Below are 20,142 nucleotides of genomic sequence, written 5' to 3' on the forward strand. Positions count from 1 at the left end.
TCGCTCGCTTGCCGGCCGAGGGCCGGCAAGCAGATGATAAAAAACTTAAGGGAAAGCTAAATGAGTAGCGTAGATATTCTGGTTCCTGACCTTCCTGAATCGGTTGCCGATGCGACCGTAGCCACCTGGCACAAAAAACCGGGCGACAGCGTGCAGCGTGATGAAGTCCTGGTTGAAATCGAAACCGACAAAGTGGTGTTGGAAGTGCCGGCCAGTGAAGCGGGTATTCTCGATGCTATCGTGGAAGAAGAGGGCGCGACCGTGCTGTCTCGCCAGCTGCTCGGCCGCATCCGTCCGGGCGACAGCTCCGGCAAGCCGACCGCTGAGAAGAGCCAAGAGAAAGAAGCCACGCCTGCACAGCGCGCTACCGCGAGCCTGGAAGAAGAAAGCAATGACGCGCTCAGCCCGGCGATTCGCCGCCTGATCGCCGAACACGATCTCGATGCTGGCGCCATCAAAGGCACCGGCGTGGGTGGCCGCATCACGCGTGAAGACGTGGAAGCGCACCTGGCCAAAGGCGGCGCCGCTGCCAAACCGGCCGCCGCCGCTGAAACCGCACCGCAGCCTGTTCTGGCCGGCCGCAGCGAAAAACGCGTACCGATGACCCGCCTGCGCAAACGCGTTGCCGAGCGTCTGCTGGAAGCGAAGAACAGCACCGCGATGCTGACCACCTTCAACGAAATCAACATGCAGCCGATCATGGACCTGCGCAAGCAGTACGGCGAAGCCTTCGAGAAGCGCCACGGCGTGCGTCTGGGCTTCATGTCCTTCTACATCAAGGCCGTGGTTGAAGCGCTGAAGCGCTTCCCGGAAGTGAACGCGTCGATCGACGGTTCCGACGTGGTTTACCACAACTACTTCGACATCAGCATCGCGGTTTCTACCCCGCGCGGCCTGGTGACGCCGGTACTGCGCGATGTAGACGCCATGAGCATGGCTGACATCGAGAAGAAAATCAAAGAGCTGGCCGTTAAGGGCCGCGACGGCAAACTGACCGTTGAAGAGCTGACCGGCGGTAACTTCACCATTACCAACGGCGGCGTATTCGGCTCCCTGATGTCCACTCCGATCATCAACCCGCCGCAGAGCGCCATCCTGGGCATGCACGCCATCAAAGATCGCCCAATGGCGGTCAATGGTCAGGTGGTGATCCAGCCGATGATGTATCTGGCGCTGTCTTATGACCACCGCCTGATCGACGGTAAAGAATCCGTCGGTTATCTGGTGACGGTCAAAGAGATGCTGGAAGATCCGGCTCGTCTGCTGCTGGACGTCTAGTAACCCTTGCCGGGCGCGGCGTGCCGCGCCCGCACTCTGTGCTATGTGGCCGGAAAACCATGCGGTTTACCGCGTAATAATGGTCCGGCTAAAAACCTTCAGAACTGAATGGATAGAACATCATGAATTTACACGAATATCAGGCAAAACAGCTGTTTGCTCGGTATGGCATGCCGGCACCAACCGGTTACGCCTGTACCACTCCGCGTGAAGCAGAAGAAGCCGCATCCAAAATCGGCTCCGGCCCGTGGGTGGTGAAATGTCAGGTTCATGCTGGCGGCCGCGGTAAAGCGGGCGGCGTTAAAGTCGTCAACAGCAAAGAAGATATCCGTGCTTTCGCGGAAGCCTGGTTGGGCAAGCGTCTGGTGACTTACCAGACTGACGCGCTGGGCCAGCCGGTTCACCAGATCCTGGTAGAAGCGGCGACCGACATCGATAAAGAGCTGTACCTGGGCGCGGTAGTGGATCGTTCTACCCGTCGCGTGGTGTTCATGGCGTCTACCGAAGGCGGCGTGGAAATCGAGAAGGTGGCGGAAGAAACCCCAGAACTGATCCACAAAATGACCATCGATCCGCTGGCGGGTCCACAGCCTTATCAGGGCCGTGAGCTGGCCTTCAAACTGGGTCTGACCGGTAAGCAAGTCAGCCAGTTCGCCAAGATCTTCATGGGCCTGGCGACGCTGTTCCTGGAGCGCGATCTGGCGATGGTTGAGATCAACCCGCTGGTGATCACCAAGCAGGGCGATCTGGTGTGCCTGGACGGCAAACTGGGCGCCGACGGTAACGCCCTGTTCCGCCAGCCGGAACTGCGTGAAATGCGTGACCCTTCGCAGGAAGACGAGCGCGAATCCCGTGCGGCTCAGTGGGAGCTGAACTACGTTGCCCTCGACGGCAACATCGGCTGCATGGTTAACGGCGCCGGTCTGGCGATGGGCACCATGGACATCGTTAAACTGCACGGCGGCGAACCGGCCAACTTCCTGGACGTTGGCGGCGGCGCGACCAAAGAGCGCGTGACCGAAGCGTTCAAAATCATCCTGTCCGATGACAAGGTGAAAGCGGTTCTGGTTAACATCTTCGGTGGTATCGTACGTTGCGATCTGATCGCCGACGGCATCATCGGCGCAGTGGCCGAAGTGGGCGTTAACGTCCCGGTCGTGGTGCGCCTGGAAGGGAACAATGCCGAACTGGGCGCCAAGAAACTGGCGGACAGCGGCCTGAATATCATTGCTGCGACCAGCCTGACTGATGCGGCTCAGCAAGTTGTTGCAGCAGTGGAGGGTAAATAATGTCCATCTTAATCGATAAGAACACCAAAGTAATTTGCCAGGGCTTCACCGGTAGCCAGGGGACTTTCCACTCCGAACAAGCTATCGCTTACGGCACCAAAATGGTTGGCGGCGTCACCCCGGGCAAAGGCGGCACTCAGCATCTGGGTCTGCCGGTGTTCAACACCGTGCGCGAAGCGGTTGAAGCGACCGGCGCGACTGCCTCGGTCATCTACGTTCCAGCGCCGTTCTGCAAAGACTCCATCCTGGAAGCGATCGATGCCGGCATCAAACTGATCATCACCATCACCGAAGGCATCCCGACCCTGGATATGCTGACCGTGAAAGTGAAGCTGGACGAAGCCGGTGTGCGCATGATCGGGCCGAACTGCCCTGGCGTGATCACCCCGGGCGAGTGCAAAATCGGCATCATGCCTGGCCACATCCACCTGCCGGGCAAAGTGGGCATCGTTTCCCGCTCCGGTACCCTGACCTATGAAGCGGTGAAACAAACCACCGATGCCGGTCTGGGCCAGTCCACCTGCGTGGGTATCGGCGGCGACCCGATCCCGGGCTCCAACTTCATCGATATCCTGAAGATGTTCCAACAGGATCCGCAGACCGAAGCGATCGTGATGATCGGTGAGATCGGCGGCAGCGCTGAAGAAGAAGCGGCAGCTTACATCAAAGAACACGTCACTAAACCGGTTGTCGGCTACATCGCCGGCGTAACCGCGCCGAAAGGCAAGCGTATGGGCCACGCGGGCGCCATCATCGCAGGCGGCAAAGGCACGGCGGACGAGAAGTTTGCTGCGCTGGAAGCGGCGGGCGTGAAAACCGTTCGCAGCCTGGCGGACATCGGCGACGCGGTAAAAGCGGTGCTGAAGCGCTAAGATCTTAGTACGAAATAATAATATCTCGACATGTTTGGCCACCCATTGGGTGGCCTTTTTTATGGGCGAAGATCAGAAATCGTTGAGTGCTTTGATCAGCGCGATCCGATCCTGCAGGCGGCGCTGTTGTACCGGATCCACGGTAGTTTGCCGCTGTTTTTCCAGCGAGGTGAGGGCGGTGCGGTAATCGTCGGCGTTGCGGAACAGCGCGTCTTTGACGTTGATCGAGGTGACGTTGGTGTAGCGGCCATCGTCGGTGGTCGGCACCTGGATAACGCCTTCATTGAGCAGCCGTTTGACGATCGCCCGCTGCGGTTCGTACCCCTCCAGGCCGACCAGCTTCCAGCGCTGCGGCGTCACGCCTTGGTACTGGCCGTGTTTCACTTCCGCCAGGTAGCGCAGAGCCAGGTGGCGAATGGTGCCTTCTTCTTCACCGTATTGCGCTTTGCTGTCAAACAGCACCGGGAAGGATTGCCCCTCCAACGCGCCGCCCTTTTGCGTCAGGTGGCCCATGCGGTAACTGTTCATGCCCAGGCGGATCGGCATGTCGTCGGTGACCGGTGTGCCGTCCGCCAGGCGCAGATCGACGATGCGCGAACCGGCGGGCTGGCGCAGATCGATGGTGTAAGTGACGCCGTCGAAGAAATCGTTGGTGGAATATTTGGACGATCGCCGCGCCGGGTTAAAGCTGTAGGTGACGTCGCCCGGCTGCAGCTGATTGAAATAGTCGGCGGACCACTCCATGTAGCGTTTAAGCGCTTTGCCGTTGAGCTGATAAACGGTGATCTCGCCGCCGGCGTATTGGTAGTTAAAGGCGATGTCCTTGGCCTTGATGTCGCCGACGTCCAATTTGGCGCGATCGTTGTCGATCTGCAGGGCAATCACCTGCGCCAGCGGCGCATAGTGGCGGGCGGCCTGCTGGAACAGCGCGCTGATGCCGGTATCCTGCACGTGTACCTGAGGAATGCCGCGGAACTCGTCGGCGGGCACCAGATCGCTGCCGCTCAGCTTCGCCACGACCCGGTTGGCGTTGGCGCGCAAAATGTCATGGTACGGCTGGTAGAGCGCTTGCATGGCGCTGTCCGGCGCCAGCCCTTTGATCGGGTAGGTGTAGCTGTTTTTGTCGATCAGCGTGAATTTGCCGTCGCGGTGTTCAAACTGCAGGTCGATGCGCGACAGTGCGCGGCCGTATTTATCCGGCTCGGTGATGATGACGCCATTAACCACCGCTTTATCGATCTTCACATGCATGTGGCCGGCGACGATCGCCGCCAGCTCCGGGTTGGCGTTGGCGATGTCGGCCACGCCGGTGCCGGGGCGCTGGTTCTCGTTGTCGATGCCCATATGCGCCACCAGCACGATCGCGTCGACCTGGCTGTCGATTTGCCTGATGACCTGTTTCACTGCTTGCACCGGATCGGTGAAGTTCAGCCCTTTGATGCGATCGGTGCCCTTGGCGAATTCCGCGGTCATCGGCGTATCCATACCGATAATGCCAATTTTCACGCCCTGGCGTTCGACGATGGTGTAGGCCGGCAGGTAGGGCTTGCCGTTGTCCCAGACGATATTGCCCGCCAGCGCCGCGCCTTTGAACTGCTTGAGCGGCGTAGCCAGCACCGGTAGGCCGAAGTCGAACTCGTGGTTACCCATCACCCAGACATCATAATTGAGCGCGTTGAGGCCCAGCATCATCGGGCTGACGGCCTCATGCTTGAAGGTTTCGACGAAATTGCCCTGAATGGTGTCGCCGGCGTCCACCAGGATCAGGTTGGGCTGCTCGGCCCGCACCTGTTTGACCTGAGTGGCTATCTGGCTCAGGCTGCCCGCCAGATTTTCCGTGTCGCTGGCGTAGTCCCAGGGCACGAAAGTGCCGTGCAGATCGGAAGTACCCAGCAAGGTGATATTTACCGTTTCGGCGGCCATGACGTTTCCCGAGAGTCCCAATACAGAGGCAAAGATGATTTTTTTCATAAGTTATTGTCACTCAATGTAATTTTAACATTAGTGGTCATTTTGCTACAAAATCGCAACCTTTACGATCCCATCGCGAGAAATAGACTAATATTGGAGAGAGATTTGTTGTTTTGTGACTGCTATCACTGTCACGGCTTATTGGAAATAAAAGGTTAATTATGTCGCATAATAAGCGCGTAATAATACAATGGCGGCTCTTTTAAATTACATTTATTTAACACAAAAATATCATTAAAAAACAATTAAACCATTGCGCAACATGACCCTAAGAAAATTATGCGAAATGTGCTGATGAATATGGAAATAAGATGCGGATAGGCTTAAATTGTCTCAGATCAAATTAGCCCGAAGTACCTCTTTCGGCTAAGATTTGACCTGTAACCAAAAGTCTAACCCACGTCACGTAAAAACCTATTTATTGTGTGGGATTGGGCGAGTATCATCCATGTTGTGATTATGGATGGTTGATCTTGTTGCATTTGTTACCCGTTGTCGGTTTTCAGTGGCGTGCTTGTCGAGGGCCCGAGGGGCTATTGGCCGAGTGTGCGGTTGAAAGCGGAGAAGCTGGATCAAATTTGTTGTGTTTAAGGGCATTCACTGCGGGGCGTTACTGGCAGCTTTGAAAGAAGCGTGCCGATAACCGCGTGTCGGAGTCTTCCTGCGAGGAGCAAGGAGTCAAGATGTTTGATATTGTCGAACTGTCGCGCTTACAGTTTGCTTTAACGGCGATGTACCATTTCTTATTTGTCCCATTAACGCTCGGTATGGCGTTCTTGCTGGCAATTATGGAAACGGTATATGTCCTGTCTGGCAAACAAATTTATAAAGACATGACCAAATTCTGGGGAAAGTTATTTGCGATTAACTTTGCTCTGGGTGTGGCCACCGGTTTGACCATGGAGTTCCAGTTCGGGACTAACTGGTCGTATTTCTCTCACTACGTCGGCGATATCTTCGGGGCCCCTCTGGCTATCGAAGGTCTGATGGCGTTCTTCCTTGAATCGACGCTGGTCGGCCTGTTCTTCTTCGGCTGGGATCGTCTGAGCAAGGTACAGCACATGGCGGTAACCTGGTTCGTGGCCCTCGGCTCCAACCTGTCCGCGCTGTGGATCCTGGTCGCCAACGGCTGGATGCAGAACCCGATCGCTTCGGATTTCAACTTCGAAACCATGCGCATGGAGATGGTCAGCTTCTCCGAACTGGTGCTTAACCCGGTTGCGCAGGTGAAATTCGTTCACACCGTGGCTTCCGGCTACACCTGCGGCGCGATGTTCGTTCTGGGCATCAGCTCCTACTACCTGCTGAAAGGCCGCGACATCGCCTTTGCCAAGCGCTCCTTCGCCATCGCTGCCAGCTTCGGTATGGCTGCCATTCTGTCCGTTATCGTTCTGGGTGATGAATCCGGCTACGAAATGGGCGACGTGCAGAAAACCAAACTGGCCGCTATCGAAGCGGAATGGGACACCCAGCCGGCACCGGCGTCCTTCACCCTGTTCGGCATTCCCGATCAGGACAAGATGGAAAACTCCTTCTCTATTCAGATCCCGTATGCGCTTGGCCTGATCGCCACCCGCTCCACGGACACTCAGGTCACCGGCCTGAAAGATCTGATGGCGCAGCATGAAGTGCGTATCCGCAACGGGATGAAAGCCTACCAGCTGCTGGAAGAGCTGCGCGGTGGCAATACCGATCCTGCGGTGCGTGCTGAATTCAACAAAACCAAGCAAGACCTGGGCTACGGCATGCTGCTGAAGCGCTATACCCCGAACGTCACCGACGCGACGGAAGCGCAAATCCAGCTGGCGACCAAGGACTCCATTCCGCGCGTGGCGCCGCTGTACTTCGCCTTCCGCATCATGGTGGCCTGTGGCGTGATCATGCTGTTGATCATCGGCCTGTCGTTCTGGAACGTGATCCGCGGCCGCATCGGCCAGAAAAAATGGCTGCACCGCGCGGCGCTGTACGGTTTGCCGCTGCCTTGGATCGCGATCGAGTCGGGTTGGTTCGTGGCGGAATACGGCCGTCAACCGTGGGCGATTGGTGAGGTGCTGCCGACGGCGGTCGCCAACTCTTCGCTGACCGCGGGCGACATTCTGTTCTCAATGGGGCTGATCTGCGGCTTGTACACCCTGTTCCTGGTGGCTGAATTGTACCTGATGTTCAAGTTTGCGCGTCTGGGTCCAAGCAGCCTGAAAACCGGCCGCTATCACTTTGAACAACCGACTGCCGCCGTGCAGGAAGCGCGCTAAACAGGAGTCCACGTATGTTTGACTATGAAGTACTGCGATTTATTTGGTGGGTCCTGGTTGGCGTTCTGCTGATCGGCTTCGCCGTCACCGACGGTTTCGACATGGGCGTCGGCATTCTGGTGCGCATCATCGGCAAAACCGACACCGAGCGCCGGGTGATGATCAACTCCATCGCTCCGCACTGGGACGGTAACCAGGTGTGGCTGATCACCGCCGGCGGCGCGCTGTTCGCCGCCTGGCCGATGGTCTACGCAGCGGCCTTCTCCGGCTTCTACGTCGCCATGATCCTGGTGCTGGCCGCCTTGTTCTTCCGCCCGGTCGGTTTTGACTACCGTTCCAAGCTGGAGAGCAGCCGCTGGCGCAACATGTGGGACTGGGGCATCTTCATCGGCTCCTTCGTGCCTGCAGTGGTATTCGGCGTGGCGTTCGGTAACCTGCTGCAGGGCGTGCCGTTCCACATGGACGAGTACATGCGCCTGTTCTACACCGGCAACTTCTTCCAACTGCTGAACCCGTTCGGTCTGTTGGCGGGCGTGGTCAGCCTGACCATGCTGGTCACCCAGGGCGCGACCTACCTGCAAATGCGCACCACCGGCGAGATCCACCTGCGTTCACGCGCTGCGGCACAGATCGCGACGCTGATCATGGCGGTGTGCTTCCTGTTGGCGGGCGTATGGCTGGTGAAAGGCATCGACGGCTTCGTCGTGACGTCGGCGCTGGACACCCTGGCGGAATCCAACCCGATGCGTAAAGAAGTGGCGCATCAGGCCGGTGCCTGGCTGATCAACTTCAACAAGTATCCGCTGCTGTGGGCCTTGCCTGCGCTGGGCGTGGTGCTGCCGTTGTTCACCATCCTGTTCTCGCGTCTGGAGAAGGGCGCGCTGGCGTTCGTCACCTCGTCGTTGACCATCGCCTGCGTCATCCTCACCGCCGGGGTCACCATGTTCCCGTTCGTGATGCCGTCGAGCACCGTGCCTAACGTCAGCCTGACCATGTGGGACGCGACCTCGAGCCTGTTGACGCTGAAAGTGATGACCGTCGTGGCGGCGATCTTCGTGCCTATCGTTTTGGCGTACACCAGCTGGTCGTACTACAAAATGTTCGGTCGCCTCGACAAGAACTACATCGAAAACAACAAGCACTCGCTGTACTAAGGATAAGGAGCTAAACCATGTGGTATTTTGCCTGGATTCTCGGAACGCTTCTTGCCTGCGCCTTCGGCATCATCACGGCGCTGGCGCTTGAGCAGAGCGAAGCGACCAAAGCTCAGCAAGACGGTAAGTGATGAGCTCGTCCGTGATTGACAAGCTGTACGCTGTCACCGACAAGGGCCCGATCCGGGCCCTTTCCCTGGTGCTGGCGTTGATTTTGGCGGGGTGCGTGTTCTGGGATCCGACGCGTTTCGCCGCCAAAACCAGCTCGCTGGAGATTTGGGAAGGGCTGTTGCTGATTTGGGCGGTGTGCGCCGGGGTGATCCACGGTTTCGGATTCCGTCCGCAGCGCAGCGTCTGGCGCGCTTTTTTCGCGCCGCTTCCCGCCATTGTGATCTTGTGCGCAGGATTACTTTACGTTTCTTTATAATCTCCCCGATGTCCCCTTGTTATGGGCCCTCACGGCCCATAATTATTTTCATTCCCATCTTGTAACCCATTCCCAACCCGATCCGTCTTGCGTATAGTAGCAGCGTTAAATTGCATTGCTGGGAAGTAGAGTGAGTAATACGTTGTTTCGATGGCCGGTTCGCGTTTACTACGAGGATACCGATGCCAGTGGTGTGGTCTATCACGCCCGCTACGTCGCCTTTTTTGAAAGAGCGCGCACAGAGATGCTGCGTCAGCACAACTTTCATCAACAGCAGCTGCTCAGTGAACAAGTCGCTTTTGTCGTCCGGCGCATGACGGTGGATTATCTGGCTCCGGCTCGTCTCGACGAGCAACTGGAGGTCCAGAGTGAAATCACCTCTCTGCGCGGGGCTTCTCTCACGTTTGCTCAACGCATTGTCAATTCTGACGGGGCCCTACTGAGCCAGGCAGATGTCCTGATTGCCTGTATTGATCCACACCAAATGAAGCCAAGAGCGCTTCCTAAGTCTATTGTCGCGGAGTTTAAGCAGTGACTGACATGAACATCCTAGATTTATTCTTGAAGGCGAGCCTGCTGGTTAAGCTTATCATGTTGATTTTGATATGCTTCTCGGTAGCCTCTTGGGCGATCATCATTCAGCGCACCCGCATCCTCAATGCGGCGACGCGTGACGCCGAAGCCTTTGAAGACAAATTCTGGTCCGGTATCGAGCTTTCCCGTCTGTACCAGGAAAGTCAGGCGCGTCGCGATAGCCTGACCGGTTCCGAGCAGATCTTCCATTCCGGCTTCAAAGAGTTCGCCCGCCTGCACCGCGCCAACAACCATGCGCCGGAGTCGGTGATCGAAGGGGCGTCGCGCGCGATGCGCATTTCGATGAACCGCGAGCTGGAAACGCTGGAAACCCATATTCCGTTCCTCGGCACCGTCGGTTCGATCAGCCCGTACATCGGCCTGTTCGGCACCGTGTGGGGGATCATGCACGCCTTTATCGCGCTGGGCGCGGTGAAACAAGCCACGCTGCAGATGGTAGCGCCGGGTATCGCCGAAGCGCTGATCGCCACCGCGATCGGTCTGTTCGCCGCTATCCCGGCGGTAATGGCCTACAACCGCCTCAACCAGCGCGTCAACAAGCTTGAGCAGAATTACGACAACTTTATGGAAGAGTTCACCGCTATTCTGCATCGTCAGGCCTTCTCCAGCGACAGCAAATAAGTAGGAGGTAGCATGGCGAGAGTACGTGGACGTAGTCGGCGCGAGCTGAAGTCCGAAATTAACATCGTTCCGCTGCTCGACGTGTTGCTGGTGCTGCTGCTGATCTTTATGGCAACCGCGCCAATCATCACGCAGAGCGTGGAGGTTGACCTGCCGGACGCCACCGATTCCAAAACGGTGTCCAGCGATGACAATCCGCCGGTGATCCTTGAGGTTTCCGGCGTAGGTCAATACACCCTGGTGGTGGACCATAACCGTATGGAGCTGCTGCCGCCTGAGCAAGTCGCGGCCGAAGCCAAGTCGCGTTTGGCGGCTAACCCGAAAACGGTCTTTTTGATCGGCGGTGCGAAGGAAGTCCCTTACGATGAGATTATTAAGGCATTGAATATTCTCCATCAGGCGGGCGTGGCTTCCGTGGGGCTGATGACCCAGCCGATCTGACCGTGAGGCGAACGGCAACCCGGTTCCTGCGCTGCGGCCCAGGAACCCCGTATAAGCAACACCAGTTTTTGGGAATCTATTTTGGTAAAGGCAACTGAGCAAAACGATAAGCTGAACCGCGCCGTTATTGTTTCGGTCGTTCTGCACTTCATATTGATTGCCCTGCTGATTTGGGGATCGCTGCAGGAAAAGGTCGACATGGGCGCCGGCGGTGGCGGTGATGGCACCGTGGTGGGCGCAGTGATGGTCGATCCTGGCGCGGTGGTGGAGCAATACAACCGCCAGCAGCAGCAGAGCAACGATGCGCAGCGTGCCGAGAAGCAGCGCCAGAAAAAGGCGGAGCAACAGGCCGAAGAGCTTCAGCAGAAGCAGGCGGAGCAGCAGCAGCGCCTGAAGGAGCTGGAGAAAGAGCGTTTGGCGGCGCAGGAGAAAGCTGCGCAGGACGCCAAGGCGCAGGCTGAGCAACAGCAGAAGGCAGCGGAGCAGCAGAAACAGGCCGCCGAGCAGCAAAAAGCGGCGGAAGCCGCCGCAGCCAAGGCCAAAGAGCAACAGAAGGTCGCCGAAGCCGCCGCCGCCAAGGCGAAGGCCGAAGCGGAAAAGGTCGCCAAGGCACAGGCGGACGCGCAGAAGAAAGCCGAAGCGGAAGCCAAGAAAGAAGCGGCCGCCGCTGCCGCCGCCAAGAAACAGGCGGAAGAGGCGAAGAAAGCCGCAGCTGCCGCCGCAGAGCAAAAAGCCGCAGAGGCCGCGGAGAAGAAAGCGGCCGCTGAAGCCGAGAAAAAAGCCGCAGCGGAAGCCGAGAAGAAGGCTGCCGCTGAGGCAGAGAAGAAAGCGGCCGCCGCTGAGAAAGCTGCGGCAGCCAAGAAAGCCGCTGCGGACGCCAAGAAGAAGGCCGCCGCTGAGGCTGCGAAACAATCGGATGAAGTGAGCGATCTGTTTGGCGGCCTGGCGGACGGCAAGAACGCGCCGAAGGGCGGCGGTGCCAAATCGAAAGGTGATGGTAAACCGGCCGGGCAGGGCAATGCCAAGGCGGCAGGCGCCAGCGGGGCGGATATCAATGGTTATATTGGGCAGGTTAAAAACGCGATTGAAAGCAAGTTCTATGACGCCAGTTCGTTCGCCGGAAAAACCTGTGACCTGCGTATCAAGCTGGCGCCGGACGGCCTGCTGATAAGTGTACAACCGGCGGGAGGCGATCCGGCATTGTGCCAGGCCGCGGTATCTGCCGCCAAGTTGGCGCATATACCGAAGCCGCCGAGCGATGCCGTTTATCAGCATGTTAAGAATGCTACCCTTGAATTCAAACCTTAATAATGGTTGTTTGAGCTGAGTAAGATCACAGGGATGTACTAAGGTAACCAACAGGGATTATGTAGTTTTACGTAAGTTGGTTTGTTAAAATTCTGCTAATTTATCGCAGGCATCCCGCCTGGATAAGGGAGATGAGATGAAGCAGGCATTTCGAGTAGCGCTAGGTTTTTTAATTCTGTGGGCGTCCGTGCTGCACGCGGAAGTTCGCATTGAAATCACCCAAGGGGTCGACTCCGCTCGCCCGATTGGCGTGGTGCCGTTTAAGTGGGCGGGCCTAGGCACGCCGCCGGAAGATATCGGCAAGATTGTCGGCGCGGATCTGCGTAACAGCGGCAAATTCAACCCGATCGACGTGGCGCGCATGCCGCAGCAACCGACCTCCGCGTCTGAAGTGACGCCGGCGGCCTGGACTGCATTGGGCATCGACGCCGTGGTTGTCGGTCAGGTTCAACCTGGCGCCGACGGCAGCTACCTGATCTCCTACCAGCTGGTGGACACCTCGGGTTCGCCGGGCACCGTATTGGCGCAGAACCAGTATAAAGTGACCAAACAGTGGTTGCGTTATTCTGCCCATACCGCCAGCGACGAAGTGTTCGAAAAGCTGACCGGCATCAAGGGCGCGTTCCGTACCCGTATCGCCTACGTCGTGCAGACCAACGGCGGGAAATTCCCGTATGAGCTGCGCGTAGCGGATTACGACGGTTACAACCAGTTCACGGTGCACCGTTCGCCTGAGCCGCTGATGTCGCCGGCCTGGTCGCCGGACGGCAGCAAACTGGCTTACGTGACCTTCGAGAGCGGCCGTTCCGCGCTGGTGGTGCAAACCCTGGCTAACGGCGCAATCCGCCAGATCGCCTCGTTCCCGCGCCACAACGGTGCGCCGGCGTTCTCGCCGGACGGCAGCAAGCTGGCCTTCGCGCTGTCCAAGAGCGGGAGCCTGAACCTGTACGTGATGAACCTCGGCTCCGGCCAGATCACGCAGCTGACCGATGGTCGCAACAACAACACCGAACCGACCTGGTTCCCGGATGGCCAGTCGCTGGCGTTTACTTCCGACCAGGGCGGGCGTCCGCAGATTTATAAAATCAGCGCCAGCGGCGGTGCCGCACAGCGTCTGACGTGGGAAGGCTCTCAGAACCAGGATTCTGAAGTCAGCTCCGACGGTAAATTCCTGGTGATGGTGAGCACCAACAGTGGTGCACAACACATCGCCAAACAAGATCTTGGATCGGGCGCCGTTCAGGTTTTGACCGGCACCTTCCTGGATGAAACGCCTAGTATTGCGCCAAACGGCACCATGGTGATCTATAGCTCCACGCAAGGTATGGGCTCCGTGCTGCAGTTGGTATCAACTGATGGGCGTTTCAAAGCGCGTCTTCCGGCAACTGATGGACAGGTCAAATTCCCTGCCTGGTCGCCGTATCTGTGATGCATGTGTAAATATGTATGGCAAACTATAAAAGGATCAAAGAAATGCAACTGAACAAAGTGCTGAAAGGGCTTCTGCTGGCACTGCCAGTTCTGGCTGTAGCAGCTTGTAGTTCTAACAAAAGCGCGAACAACGACCAATCTGGTATGGGCGCTGGCACTGGTATGGAAAACGGCAGCAGCAACCTGTCTTCCGAAGAACAAGCTCGTCTGCAGATGCAAGAACTGCAGAAGAACAACATCGTTTACTTCGGCCTGGACAAGTATGACGTTAGCTCCGAATTCGCTCAGATGCTGGACGCGCACGCTGCATTCCTGCGTAACAACCCGTCTTACAAAGTGACCGTTGAAGGCCACGCTGACGAACGCGGCACGCCGGAATACAACATCGCTCTGGGTGAGCGCCGTGCTAACGCCGTTAAAATGTACCTGCAGGGTAAAGGCGTTTCCGCTGACCAGATCTCTATTGTTTCTTACGGTAAAGAAAAACCAGCAGTACTGGGCCACGACGAAGCGGCTTATGCTAAAAACCGTCGTGCCGTTCTGGTTTACTAAGAGAATCGCATGAACAGTAACTTCAGACGTCACCTGTTGAGTCTGTCGTTACTGGTTGGCGTAGCGGCCCCCTGGGCCGCTACTGCCCAAGCGCCAATCAGTAATGTCGGCTCCGGCTCGGTCGAAGACCGCGTCACCTCGCTTGAGCGCATCAGCAATGCTCAAGGCCAGCTTTTAAACCAACTCCAGCAACAACTCTCTGATAACCAACGCGACATTGATTCTCTCCGTGGGCAAATCCAGGAAAGTCAGTACCAGTTGAATCAGGTGGTTGAACGCCAGAAGCAAATCTATCAGCAGATGGATAGCCTCAGCCAGGGTGGCGCTCAGAGCGCCTCTGCGGCCGCGGGCGCTGCCGGTGGGGCAGCCGCAGGCGCATCTTCCGATGCGGGCAGCAGCGCGCCTGCAGCCGCGTCTGCAACGCCGAGCGGCGGTGATGAGAACAGCGACTACAACGCCGCTGTTTCTCTGGCGCTGGAAAAAAAACAGTATGACCAGGCGATTTCTGCCTTTCAGTCCTTCGTAAAACAGTACCCGAAGTCTACCTATCAGCCCAACGCCAACTATTGGCTGGGTCAGTTGTTCTACAACAAGGGTAAAAAAGATGATGCGGCCTACTATTTTGCGGTGGTGGTGAAGAATTACGCTAAATCACCGAAGGCGCCGGACGCCATGTACAAGGTGGGTATCATCATGCAGGAGAAAGGGCAGGCCGATAAAGCCAAAGCCGTGTTCCAGCAGGTGATTAAACAATACCCAACCAGTGCGGCGGCCAAACAGGCGAAAAGTCGCGTAGGCGGTTAACAGTCAGAAAAATGAGCCCAGAAGTTAGTCGATTTGACCGATTTCTGGGCTCATTCGCGCGAAGAACAAGCAGTTGAACGTATCAGTAAAAAATTTAGGTTGCGCTGCCAAGATAAATTAGTAATATATGCCGCCGTTGCCAAGACATCTTGCAAGATGTTAAAGCGGCAGGGAAATTGGGTCGTTAGCTCAGTTGGTAGAGCAGTTGACTTTTAATCAATTGGTCGCAGGTTCGAATCCTGCACGACCCACCACTCTTTAATAGAGCAAGGTGTTAAATCGTCAGGATGAGAACCGTAAAGGTTCGAGTCTCGCAAAGCGAGACAACATCACTCAGGTGATGGCCCGAAGGGCGAGGCCAAAGGCCGAGTTATCCTGCACGACCCACCACTCTTTAATAGAGCAAGGTGTTAAAAATAGCAGTACCACAGCAGTGGGTGATTAGCTCAGTTGGTAGAGCATCTCCTTTACACGGAGGGGGTCGGCGGTTCGAGCCCGTCATCACCCACCACGCTGCGGGTCGTTAGCTCAGTTGGTAGAGCAGTTGACTTTTAATCAATTGGTCGCAGGTTCGAATCCTGCACGACCCACCAATTCAGAAAAAGCGCCTTTTGGCGCTTTTTTCGTTTCTGCGCCACCTGACTCTACCTTTATCTTCTTACTGACATGGCCCACTGAGTCGTGCGGGTGAGATCCTGCGTTCAGGTTCGAGCATCGCGCAGCGATACGACAACGCGCAGCGTTGCCCGTAGGGTGAGGCCACAGGCCGAATCAATCCTGCACGACCCACCCATTCAGAAAAAAGCGCCTTTTGGCGCTTTTTCCGTTTCTGTCTCACCCACTTCCCTTTTCTTCGTATTCTTTCTTTATTCACCACGCGCTGAGATACGAATGGTTATCATTTTGGCGGCTTGAATGGTAAATTAGCGGGCATCCACCACGCAGCCAATCCACCGCCGGATTGATACGCCTTAGTTCAAGGAAAGAAAGAGCCCGCTCATGACCCTATCCTTACGCCAGCTGTTCATTGCATTCATCGCCACTTCCAGCCTGTTGCTCAGCGGCTGTGGCCCGGACGACAAGAGCGACGGGAAGAAACCGTCCGCCCCCGCGGCCGACAGCAGTTGGCCGCGCACCATCGATAGCGCCAAAGGGAAGTTCACGCTGGAAAAACCGCCGTTGCGCATCGTGTCCACCAGCGTCACCATCACCGGTACGCTGCTGGCGATCGACGCCCCGGTGGTCGCCAGCGCCGCCACCAGCCCAAATCCCCTGGTGGCCGATAAACAAGGCTTCTTTACCCAGTGGAGCGACGTGGCCAAACAGCGCCACGTCGAACGGCTGTATCAGGTGGAGCCCAATGCCGAAGCCGTCGCCGCCGCCGCGCCGGATTTGATCGTCGTCGCCGCCACCGGCGGGGATTCAGCGCTGAAGCTGTACGATCAGCTGTCCGCCATTGCGCCGACGTTAGTACTCGATTATGGCGACAAAAGCTGGCAACAGCTGGCCAGCGAGCTCGGTGAGATCACCGGTCACGAAGCCGGCGCCAAACAGGCGGAAGATCGTTTCGAACAGCGCGTGGAGCAAGTGAAGCAGGCGATCGCGCTGCCGCCACAGCCGACCACGCCGCTGGTGTATGCCGACAACGGCCGCGAGGCCATGCTGTGGACACCGGGCTCCGCCCAGGGCAAGCTGCTCACCCAGCTTGGCTTCCAATTGGCCATCCCGCCGGAAAGCGCCAAAGGCAACGCCAGCATGGGTAAACGCCATGACATCATCCAGATCTCCGGCGAAAAAATGGCCGAAGGCCTGAACGGCAAAACCCTGATCCTGTTCGCCACCAATGAGCGCAAAGTGCAAGAGGTGCTGACCAACCCGTTCCTTAAACATCTGGAGCCGGTGGAACAGCGGCACGTCTACGCCGTCGGCAACGACACCTTCCGCCTCGATTATTACAGTGCCACCAACATGCTGAACCAAATCGAACGGCTGTTCAAAAAGCCCTGAACCACGCCGTCGGCAGGCCAGACGCCTGCCGACGCTTTCCGCAAGCGGGGCGATCGTTCACATTCAATCAATTGAAATATCAATAGTTATTAACATCGTCAACGCACCTTTGCCACCAACCGGCGGGTGCATGCGGGCATAAACTCGTGCTACTATTGCCACCCCGCATGAACGCAAATAACAATGAGAATAAAAATCATACAGGAGTTACCGGTGTGAACGTACCCACTCCGACTGAGCGGACGCTTTCGTCCGCACCGCACGCAGCTTACGCCAGTGGCTTCAAACGCCTCGCCGGGTTCGGTATCGGTTTGGTGCTGTTGCTGCTGTGCATCATTGCCAGCCTGATGCTGGGTTCCAAGGCCATCCCCTTCCATACCGTCTGGCTCAGCCTGCAGGGCGCCGCGAGCGGTTCCGACAGCACCATCATTCTCAACGCCCGGGTGCCCCGTACGCTGGCGGGCATTTTAGCCGGCATGGCGCTCGGCGCCGCCGGCGCACTGATTCAGGCGTTGACGCGCAATCCGCTGGCCGATCCTGGCGTGCTCGGCATCAACGCCGGCGCCAGCTTCGCCGTGGTCATCGGCATCATGTTTTTCGGCGCCGCCACCACTGAAAGCTATATGGCCTATGCCTTCGTCGGCGCTGCCCTCACCACCCTGCTGGTCTACCTGATCGGCACGCTGGCGGGCGGGCGCATCAACCCGGTGCGGCTGACGCTGGCCGGCGTGGCGATCGGCGCGGTTTTGATCGGCATCACCACCGGGCTGTCGCTGATCGATCCGCAAACCTTCGACCAACTGCGCTTCTGGCAGGCCGGCACGCTGGATATCCGCACGCTGTCCACGCTGCCGGTCACCGCCCCCGCCATTTTGCTCGGCTGCCTGCTGACGCTGCTCATCGCCCGGCCGCTGAATACCATCGGTATGGGGGAAGATTTGGCTATCGCGCTCGGCGCGCGCGTAGTGCTGACTCAGATTGTCGCGGTGATCGCCATCACGCTGCTGTGCGGCGCGGCGACCGCCACCGTCGGCCCAATCAGTTTCATCGGCCTGATGGTGCCGCATATCGCCCGCTGGTGGGTCGGCCCCGACCAGCGCTGGATCCTGCCCTACTCCATGCTGCTGGCGCCGATTTTACTGCTGTGCGCCGACGTGGTCGGCCGCTTGCTGGCGGCCGGTGAACTGCGGGTTTCCATCGTGGCGGCCTTCATCGGCGCGCCGGTGCTGATCTGGCTGGTGCGCCGCAAGAAAACGCTGGGGGGTCTGTGATGAGTCTGCCCCACACGTTGCATATCGGCCGCCCGGACGGCGTCATCAACTGGCGCATGCCGCTGCGCCTGCTGCTGGTCAACCTTTCACTGTTGGCACTGTGTCTGGCGATGGCCGTCGCCGCGCTGTGCTACGGCACACTGCAACTTTCGCTGGAACAGGTCTTTGCCGCGCTCAGCGGCGAGGCGCCGAAAAATCTGGTCACCGTGGTCACCCAATGGCGTTTGCCGCGTATTGCCATGGCGCTGTTGTTAGGCGGCGCGCTCGGCATGAGCGGCGCCATCTTCCAGTCGATTATCCGCAACCCGCTCGGCAGCCCGGACGTGATTGGCTTTAACATGGGGGCTTACACCGGCGCGCTGATCGCCATCACCCTGTTCAACGGCGGCTATTACTACATCGCCGGCGGCGCGCTGGCCGGCGGCATTCTCGCCGCGCTGGCCATCTACCTGCTGGCCTGGCGGCAAGGCATCGCCGGCTTCCGGCTGATCATCGTCGGCATCGCCATCAGCGCGGTCTTGGTCTCCACCAATACCTGGCTGATCATCACCGCTTCGCTGGAGCGCGCCATGGACGCCGCCATGTGGCAGGCCGGTTCGCTCAACGGCATGACCTGGCAGAAAGCCCAGCCCGCCACGGCGTTCATCCTGCTGGCGGCCGCGGCCGCGCTGCTGATGGGCAAACGGCTGCAGCTATTGGAAATGGGCGACGACACGGCGCGCGCGCTGGGCGTGAACGCCGAAGGCAGCCGGCTGTGGCTGATGCTGTTCGGCGTTACCCTCACCGCCGCCGTCACCGCCACCGCCGGGCCGATTTCCTTTATCGCGCTGGCGGCGCCGCAGATCGCCCGCCGCCTGGCCGGACAATCCTCGGTCACCCTGACGTCATCGGCGCTGATGGGCGCAGCGCTGCTGCTCAGCGCTGACGTGGTGTCCCAACATCTTTTCGCGCCGATCCAACTGCCGGTCGGGGTCGTGACCGTCTGCATCGGCGGCCTGTACCTGATTTGGCTGCTCATCCGTGAGGCCCGCAGATAATGAAGAGTGATAATGCCATGAGCCACCGCCTGCACGCCTCGCACCTGAAGCTGGGCTACGACAATAAAATCATCGCTAACGATCTGAGCGTGGCGATCCCCGACGGCGCCTTCACGGTGATCGTCGGGCCGAACGCCTGCGGCAAATCGACGCTGTTGCGCGCCCTGTGCCGCCTGCTGAAACCCAGCGCCGGCGAAGTGATGCTGGACGGCAAGAACATCAGCAGTTTCGCCACCAAGGCGCTGGCGCGCGAGCTTGGCCTGCTACCGCAAACCTCGATCGCACCGGACAGCATTACCGTGGCGGACCTGGTGTCGCGCGGCCGCTATCCGCACCAGAGCCTGCTGAAACAGTGGACGCAGGCCGACAAACAGGCGGTGGAAGCCGCCATGGCGGCCACCAACGTCAGCCAGCTGGCGGATCGCAGCGTCGACGAGCTGTCCGGCGGACAGCGACAGCGCGTCTGGGTGGCGATGGCGTTGGCGCAGCAAACGCCGCTGCTGCTGCTGGATGAACCGACCACCTACCTCGACATCGCGCACCAAATAGAGCTGCTGGATCTGTTCCGCCAGCTCAACCGCGAGCGCGGCCAAACCCTCATCGCGGTGCTGCACGATCTCAACCACGCCTGCCGCTATGCCGATCACATCATCGCCATGCGCGACGGCAAGATCGTAGCTGAGGGGAAACCGTCGGAGATCATTACCGCCGAGCTGGTGGAACGGGTGTTCGGCATGCCGTGCATGATCATCGACGATCCGCTGTCCCACACGCCGCTGGTGATCCCGCGCGGCCGCTACCACTGCGACGCGCCGCAGGCATGAAAAAGGCCG

At 58.4% G+C, this 20,142-nt stretch carries 19 protein-coding genes, 3 tRNA genes and 2 other RNA genes; 23 read left to right on the plus strand and 1 reads right to left on the minus strand.

Going from position 1 to position 20,142, the window contains the following annotated elements; all coding sequences use genetic code 11:
* Window positions 1-60: 60 nt before the first annotated feature.
* The 3 genes from odhB to sucD all read left to right on the plus strand — a co-directional run bounded on the left by odhB (window position 61) and on the right by sucD (window position 3,439).
* On the plus strand, window positions 61-1,278 hold the full coding sequence (gene odhB, locus QMZ29_RS16700; protein WP_025301882.1) for a 2-oxoglutarate dehydrogenase complex dihydrolipoyllysine-residue succinyltransferase: 1,218 nt from the start codon (window positions 61-63) through the stop codon (window positions 1,276-1,278).
* Window positions 1,279-1,400: 122 nt separating this feature from the next.
* Window positions 1,401-2,567, plus strand: coding sequence for an ADP-forming succinate--CoA ligase subunit beta (gene sucC, locus QMZ29_RS16705; protein ID WP_025301883.1), 1,167 nt, complete (start codon window positions 1,401-1,403; stop codon window positions 2,565-2,567).
* Window positions 2,567-3,439 carry a succinate--CoA ligase subunit alpha gene (sucD, locus tag QMZ29_RS16710; protein WP_004939878.1) on the plus strand — a complete coding sequence of 291 codons (873 nt, stop codon included), beginning with the start codon at window positions 2,567-2,569 and terminating at the stop codon, window positions 3,437-3,439. Before sucC ends, sucD begins: the two co-directional genes overlap by 1 nt.
* A gap of 72 nt (window positions 3,440-3,511) precedes the next feature.
* Here sucD and QMZ29_RS16715 read toward each other — a convergent pair whose 3' ends face one another.
* Window positions 3,512-5,410, minus strand: a complete 1,899-nt coding sequence (locus QMZ29_RS16715) for a bifunctional metallophosphatase/5'-nucleotidase (RefSeq protein WP_261425438.1) — start codon at window positions 5,408-5,410, stop codon at window positions 3,512-3,514.
* A gap of 683 nt (window positions 5,411-6,093) precedes the next feature.
* On the opposite strand from QMZ29_RS16715, the gene cydA reads away from it, so the two are divergent.
* The 20 genes from cydA to QMZ29_RS16815 all read left to right on the plus strand — a co-directional run bounded on the left by cydA (window position 6,094) and on the right by QMZ29_RS16815 (window position 20,133).
* Entirely contained in the window at window positions 6,094-7,662 is a 1,569-nt protein-coding gene (cydA, locus tag QMZ29_RS16720) for a cytochrome ubiquinol oxidase subunit I (RefSeq protein WP_019454034.1), read from the plus strand.
* Between the two features lie 14 nt (window positions 7,663-7,676).
* Complete coding sequence (gene cydB / locus QMZ29_RS16725; protein ID WP_019454033.1) at window positions 7,677-8,816, plus strand: cytochrome d ubiquinol oxidase subunit II; 1,140 nt, start codon at window positions 7,677-7,679, stop codon at window positions 8,814-8,816.
* 17 nt (window positions 8,817-8,833) lie between these two features.
* Window positions 8,834-8,947, plus strand: coding sequence for a cytochrome bd-I oxidase subunit CydX (gene cydX, locus QMZ29_RS16730; RefSeq protein WP_004939868.1), 114 nt, complete (start codon window positions 8,834-8,836; stop codon window positions 8,945-8,947).
* Complete coding sequence (ybgE, locus tag QMZ29_RS16735; RefSeq protein WP_019454032.1) at window positions 8,947-9,243, plus strand: cyd operon protein YbgE; 297 nt, start codon at window positions 8,947-8,949, stop codon at window positions 9,241-9,243. The genes cydX and ybgE overlap by 1 nt, the downstream gene beginning before the upstream one ends.
* 130 nt (window positions 9,244-9,373) lie before the next feature.
* Entirely contained in the window at window positions 9,374-9,778 is a 405-nt protein-coding gene (gene ybgC / locus QMZ29_RS16740) for a tol-pal system-associated acyl-CoA thioesterase (protein ID WP_004939863.1), read from the plus strand.
* Window positions 9,775-10,458: a Tol-Pal system protein TolQ gene (tolQ, locus tag QMZ29_RS16745; protein WP_004939862.1), complete on the plus strand. Its 684-nt coding sequence runs from the start codon at window positions 9,775-9,777 to the stop codon at window positions 10,456-10,458. The genes ybgC and tolQ overlap by 4 nt, the downstream gene beginning before the upstream one ends.
* A 12-nt stretch (window positions 10,459-10,470) precedes the next feature.
* Window positions 10,471-10,899 (plus strand): colicin uptake protein TolR, encoded by a 429-nt coding sequence (gene tolR, locus QMZ29_RS16750; RefSeq protein ID WP_004939859.1) that lies wholly within the window; start codon window positions 10,471-10,473, stop codon window positions 10,897-10,899.
* Window positions 10,900-10,980: 81 nt separating this feature from the next.
* The gene (gene tolA, locus QMZ29_RS16755; RefSeq protein WP_025301886.1) at window positions 10,981-12,207 is read left to right on the plus strand and encodes a cell envelope integrity protein TolA; all 1,227 of its coding nucleotides are present in this window, start codon (window positions 10,981-10,983) and stop codon (window positions 12,205-12,207) included.
* Window positions 12,208-12,343: 136 nt separating this feature from the next.
* A complete protein-coding gene (gene tolB, locus QMZ29_RS16760; protein ID WP_282981223.1) occupies window positions 12,344-13,636 on the plus strand; it encodes a Tol-Pal system beta propeller repeat protein TolB in 1,293 nt (430 codons plus the stop codon).
* A 44-nt stretch (window positions 13,637-13,680) separates the two neighbouring features.
* Window positions 13,681-14,190 carry a peptidoglycan-associated lipoprotein Pal gene (gene pal / locus QMZ29_RS16765; protein ID WP_025160033.1) on the plus strand — a complete coding sequence of 170 codons (510 nt, stop codon included), beginning with the start codon at window positions 13,681-13,683 and terminating at the stop codon, window positions 14,188-14,190.
* A 9-nt stretch (window positions 14,191-14,199) separates the two neighbouring features.
* Window positions 14,200-14,994, plus strand: a complete 795-nt coding sequence (cpoB, locus tag QMZ29_RS16770; protein ID WP_004939852.1) for a cell division protein CpoB — start codon at window positions 14,200-14,202, stop codon at window positions 14,992-14,994.
* A 178-nt stretch (window positions 14,995-15,172) separates the two neighbouring features.
* A tRNA-Lys gene (locus QMZ29_RS16775) sits at window positions 15,173-15,248 on the plus strand.
* 13 nt (window positions 15,249-15,261) lie between these two features.
* Window positions 15,262-15,384, plus strand: a non-coding RNA gene (locus tag QMZ29_RS16780) — RtT sRNA.
* 45 nt (window positions 15,385-15,429) lie between these two features.
* Window positions 15,430-15,505: transfer RNA gene (locus tag QMZ29_RS16785), tRNA-Val, on the plus strand.
* 6 nt (window positions 15,506-15,511) lie between these two features.
* A tRNA-Lys gene (locus QMZ29_RS16790) sits at window positions 15,512-15,587 on the plus strand.
* 74 nt (window positions 15,588-15,661) lie between these two features.
* Window positions 15,662-15,786: non-coding RNA, RtT sRNA (locus QMZ29_RS16795), on the plus strand.
* Between the two features lie 207 nt (window positions 15,787-15,993).
* Window positions 15,994-17,001, plus strand: coding sequence for a Fe2+-enterobactin ABC transporter substrate-binding protein (fepB, locus tag QMZ29_RS16800; RefSeq protein WP_060433784.1), 1,008 nt, complete (start codon window positions 15,994-15,996; stop codon window positions 16,999-17,001).
* A gap of 215 nt (window positions 17,002-17,216) precedes the next feature.
* A complete protein-coding gene (gene fepD / locus QMZ29_RS16805; protein WP_060433785.1) occupies window positions 17,217-18,272 on the plus strand; it encodes a Fe(3+)-siderophore ABC transporter permease in 1,056 nt (351 codons plus the stop codon).
* Complete coding sequence (gene fepG, locus QMZ29_RS16810) at window positions 18,272-19,309, plus strand: iron-enterobactin ABC transporter permease (RefSeq protein WP_025303767.1); 1,038 nt, start codon at window positions 18,272-18,274, stop codon at window positions 19,307-19,309. The genes fepD and fepG overlap by 1 nt, the downstream gene beginning before the upstream one ends.
* 17 nt (window positions 19,310-19,326) lie before the next feature.
* On the plus strand, window positions 19,327-20,133 hold the full coding sequence (locus QMZ29_RS16815; RefSeq protein WP_060433787.1) for an ABC transporter ATP-binding protein: 807 nt from the start codon (window positions 19,327-19,329) through the stop codon (window positions 20,131-20,133).
* Window positions 20,134-20,142: the final 9 nt, after the last annotated feature.

This window comes from Serratia sp. PF-27 (assembly GCF_030053255.1).
In the GTDB taxonomy this organism is placed as follows: domain Bacteria; phylum Pseudomonadota; class Gammaproteobacteria; order Enterobacterales; family Enterobacteriaceae; genus Serratia; species Serratia bockelmannii.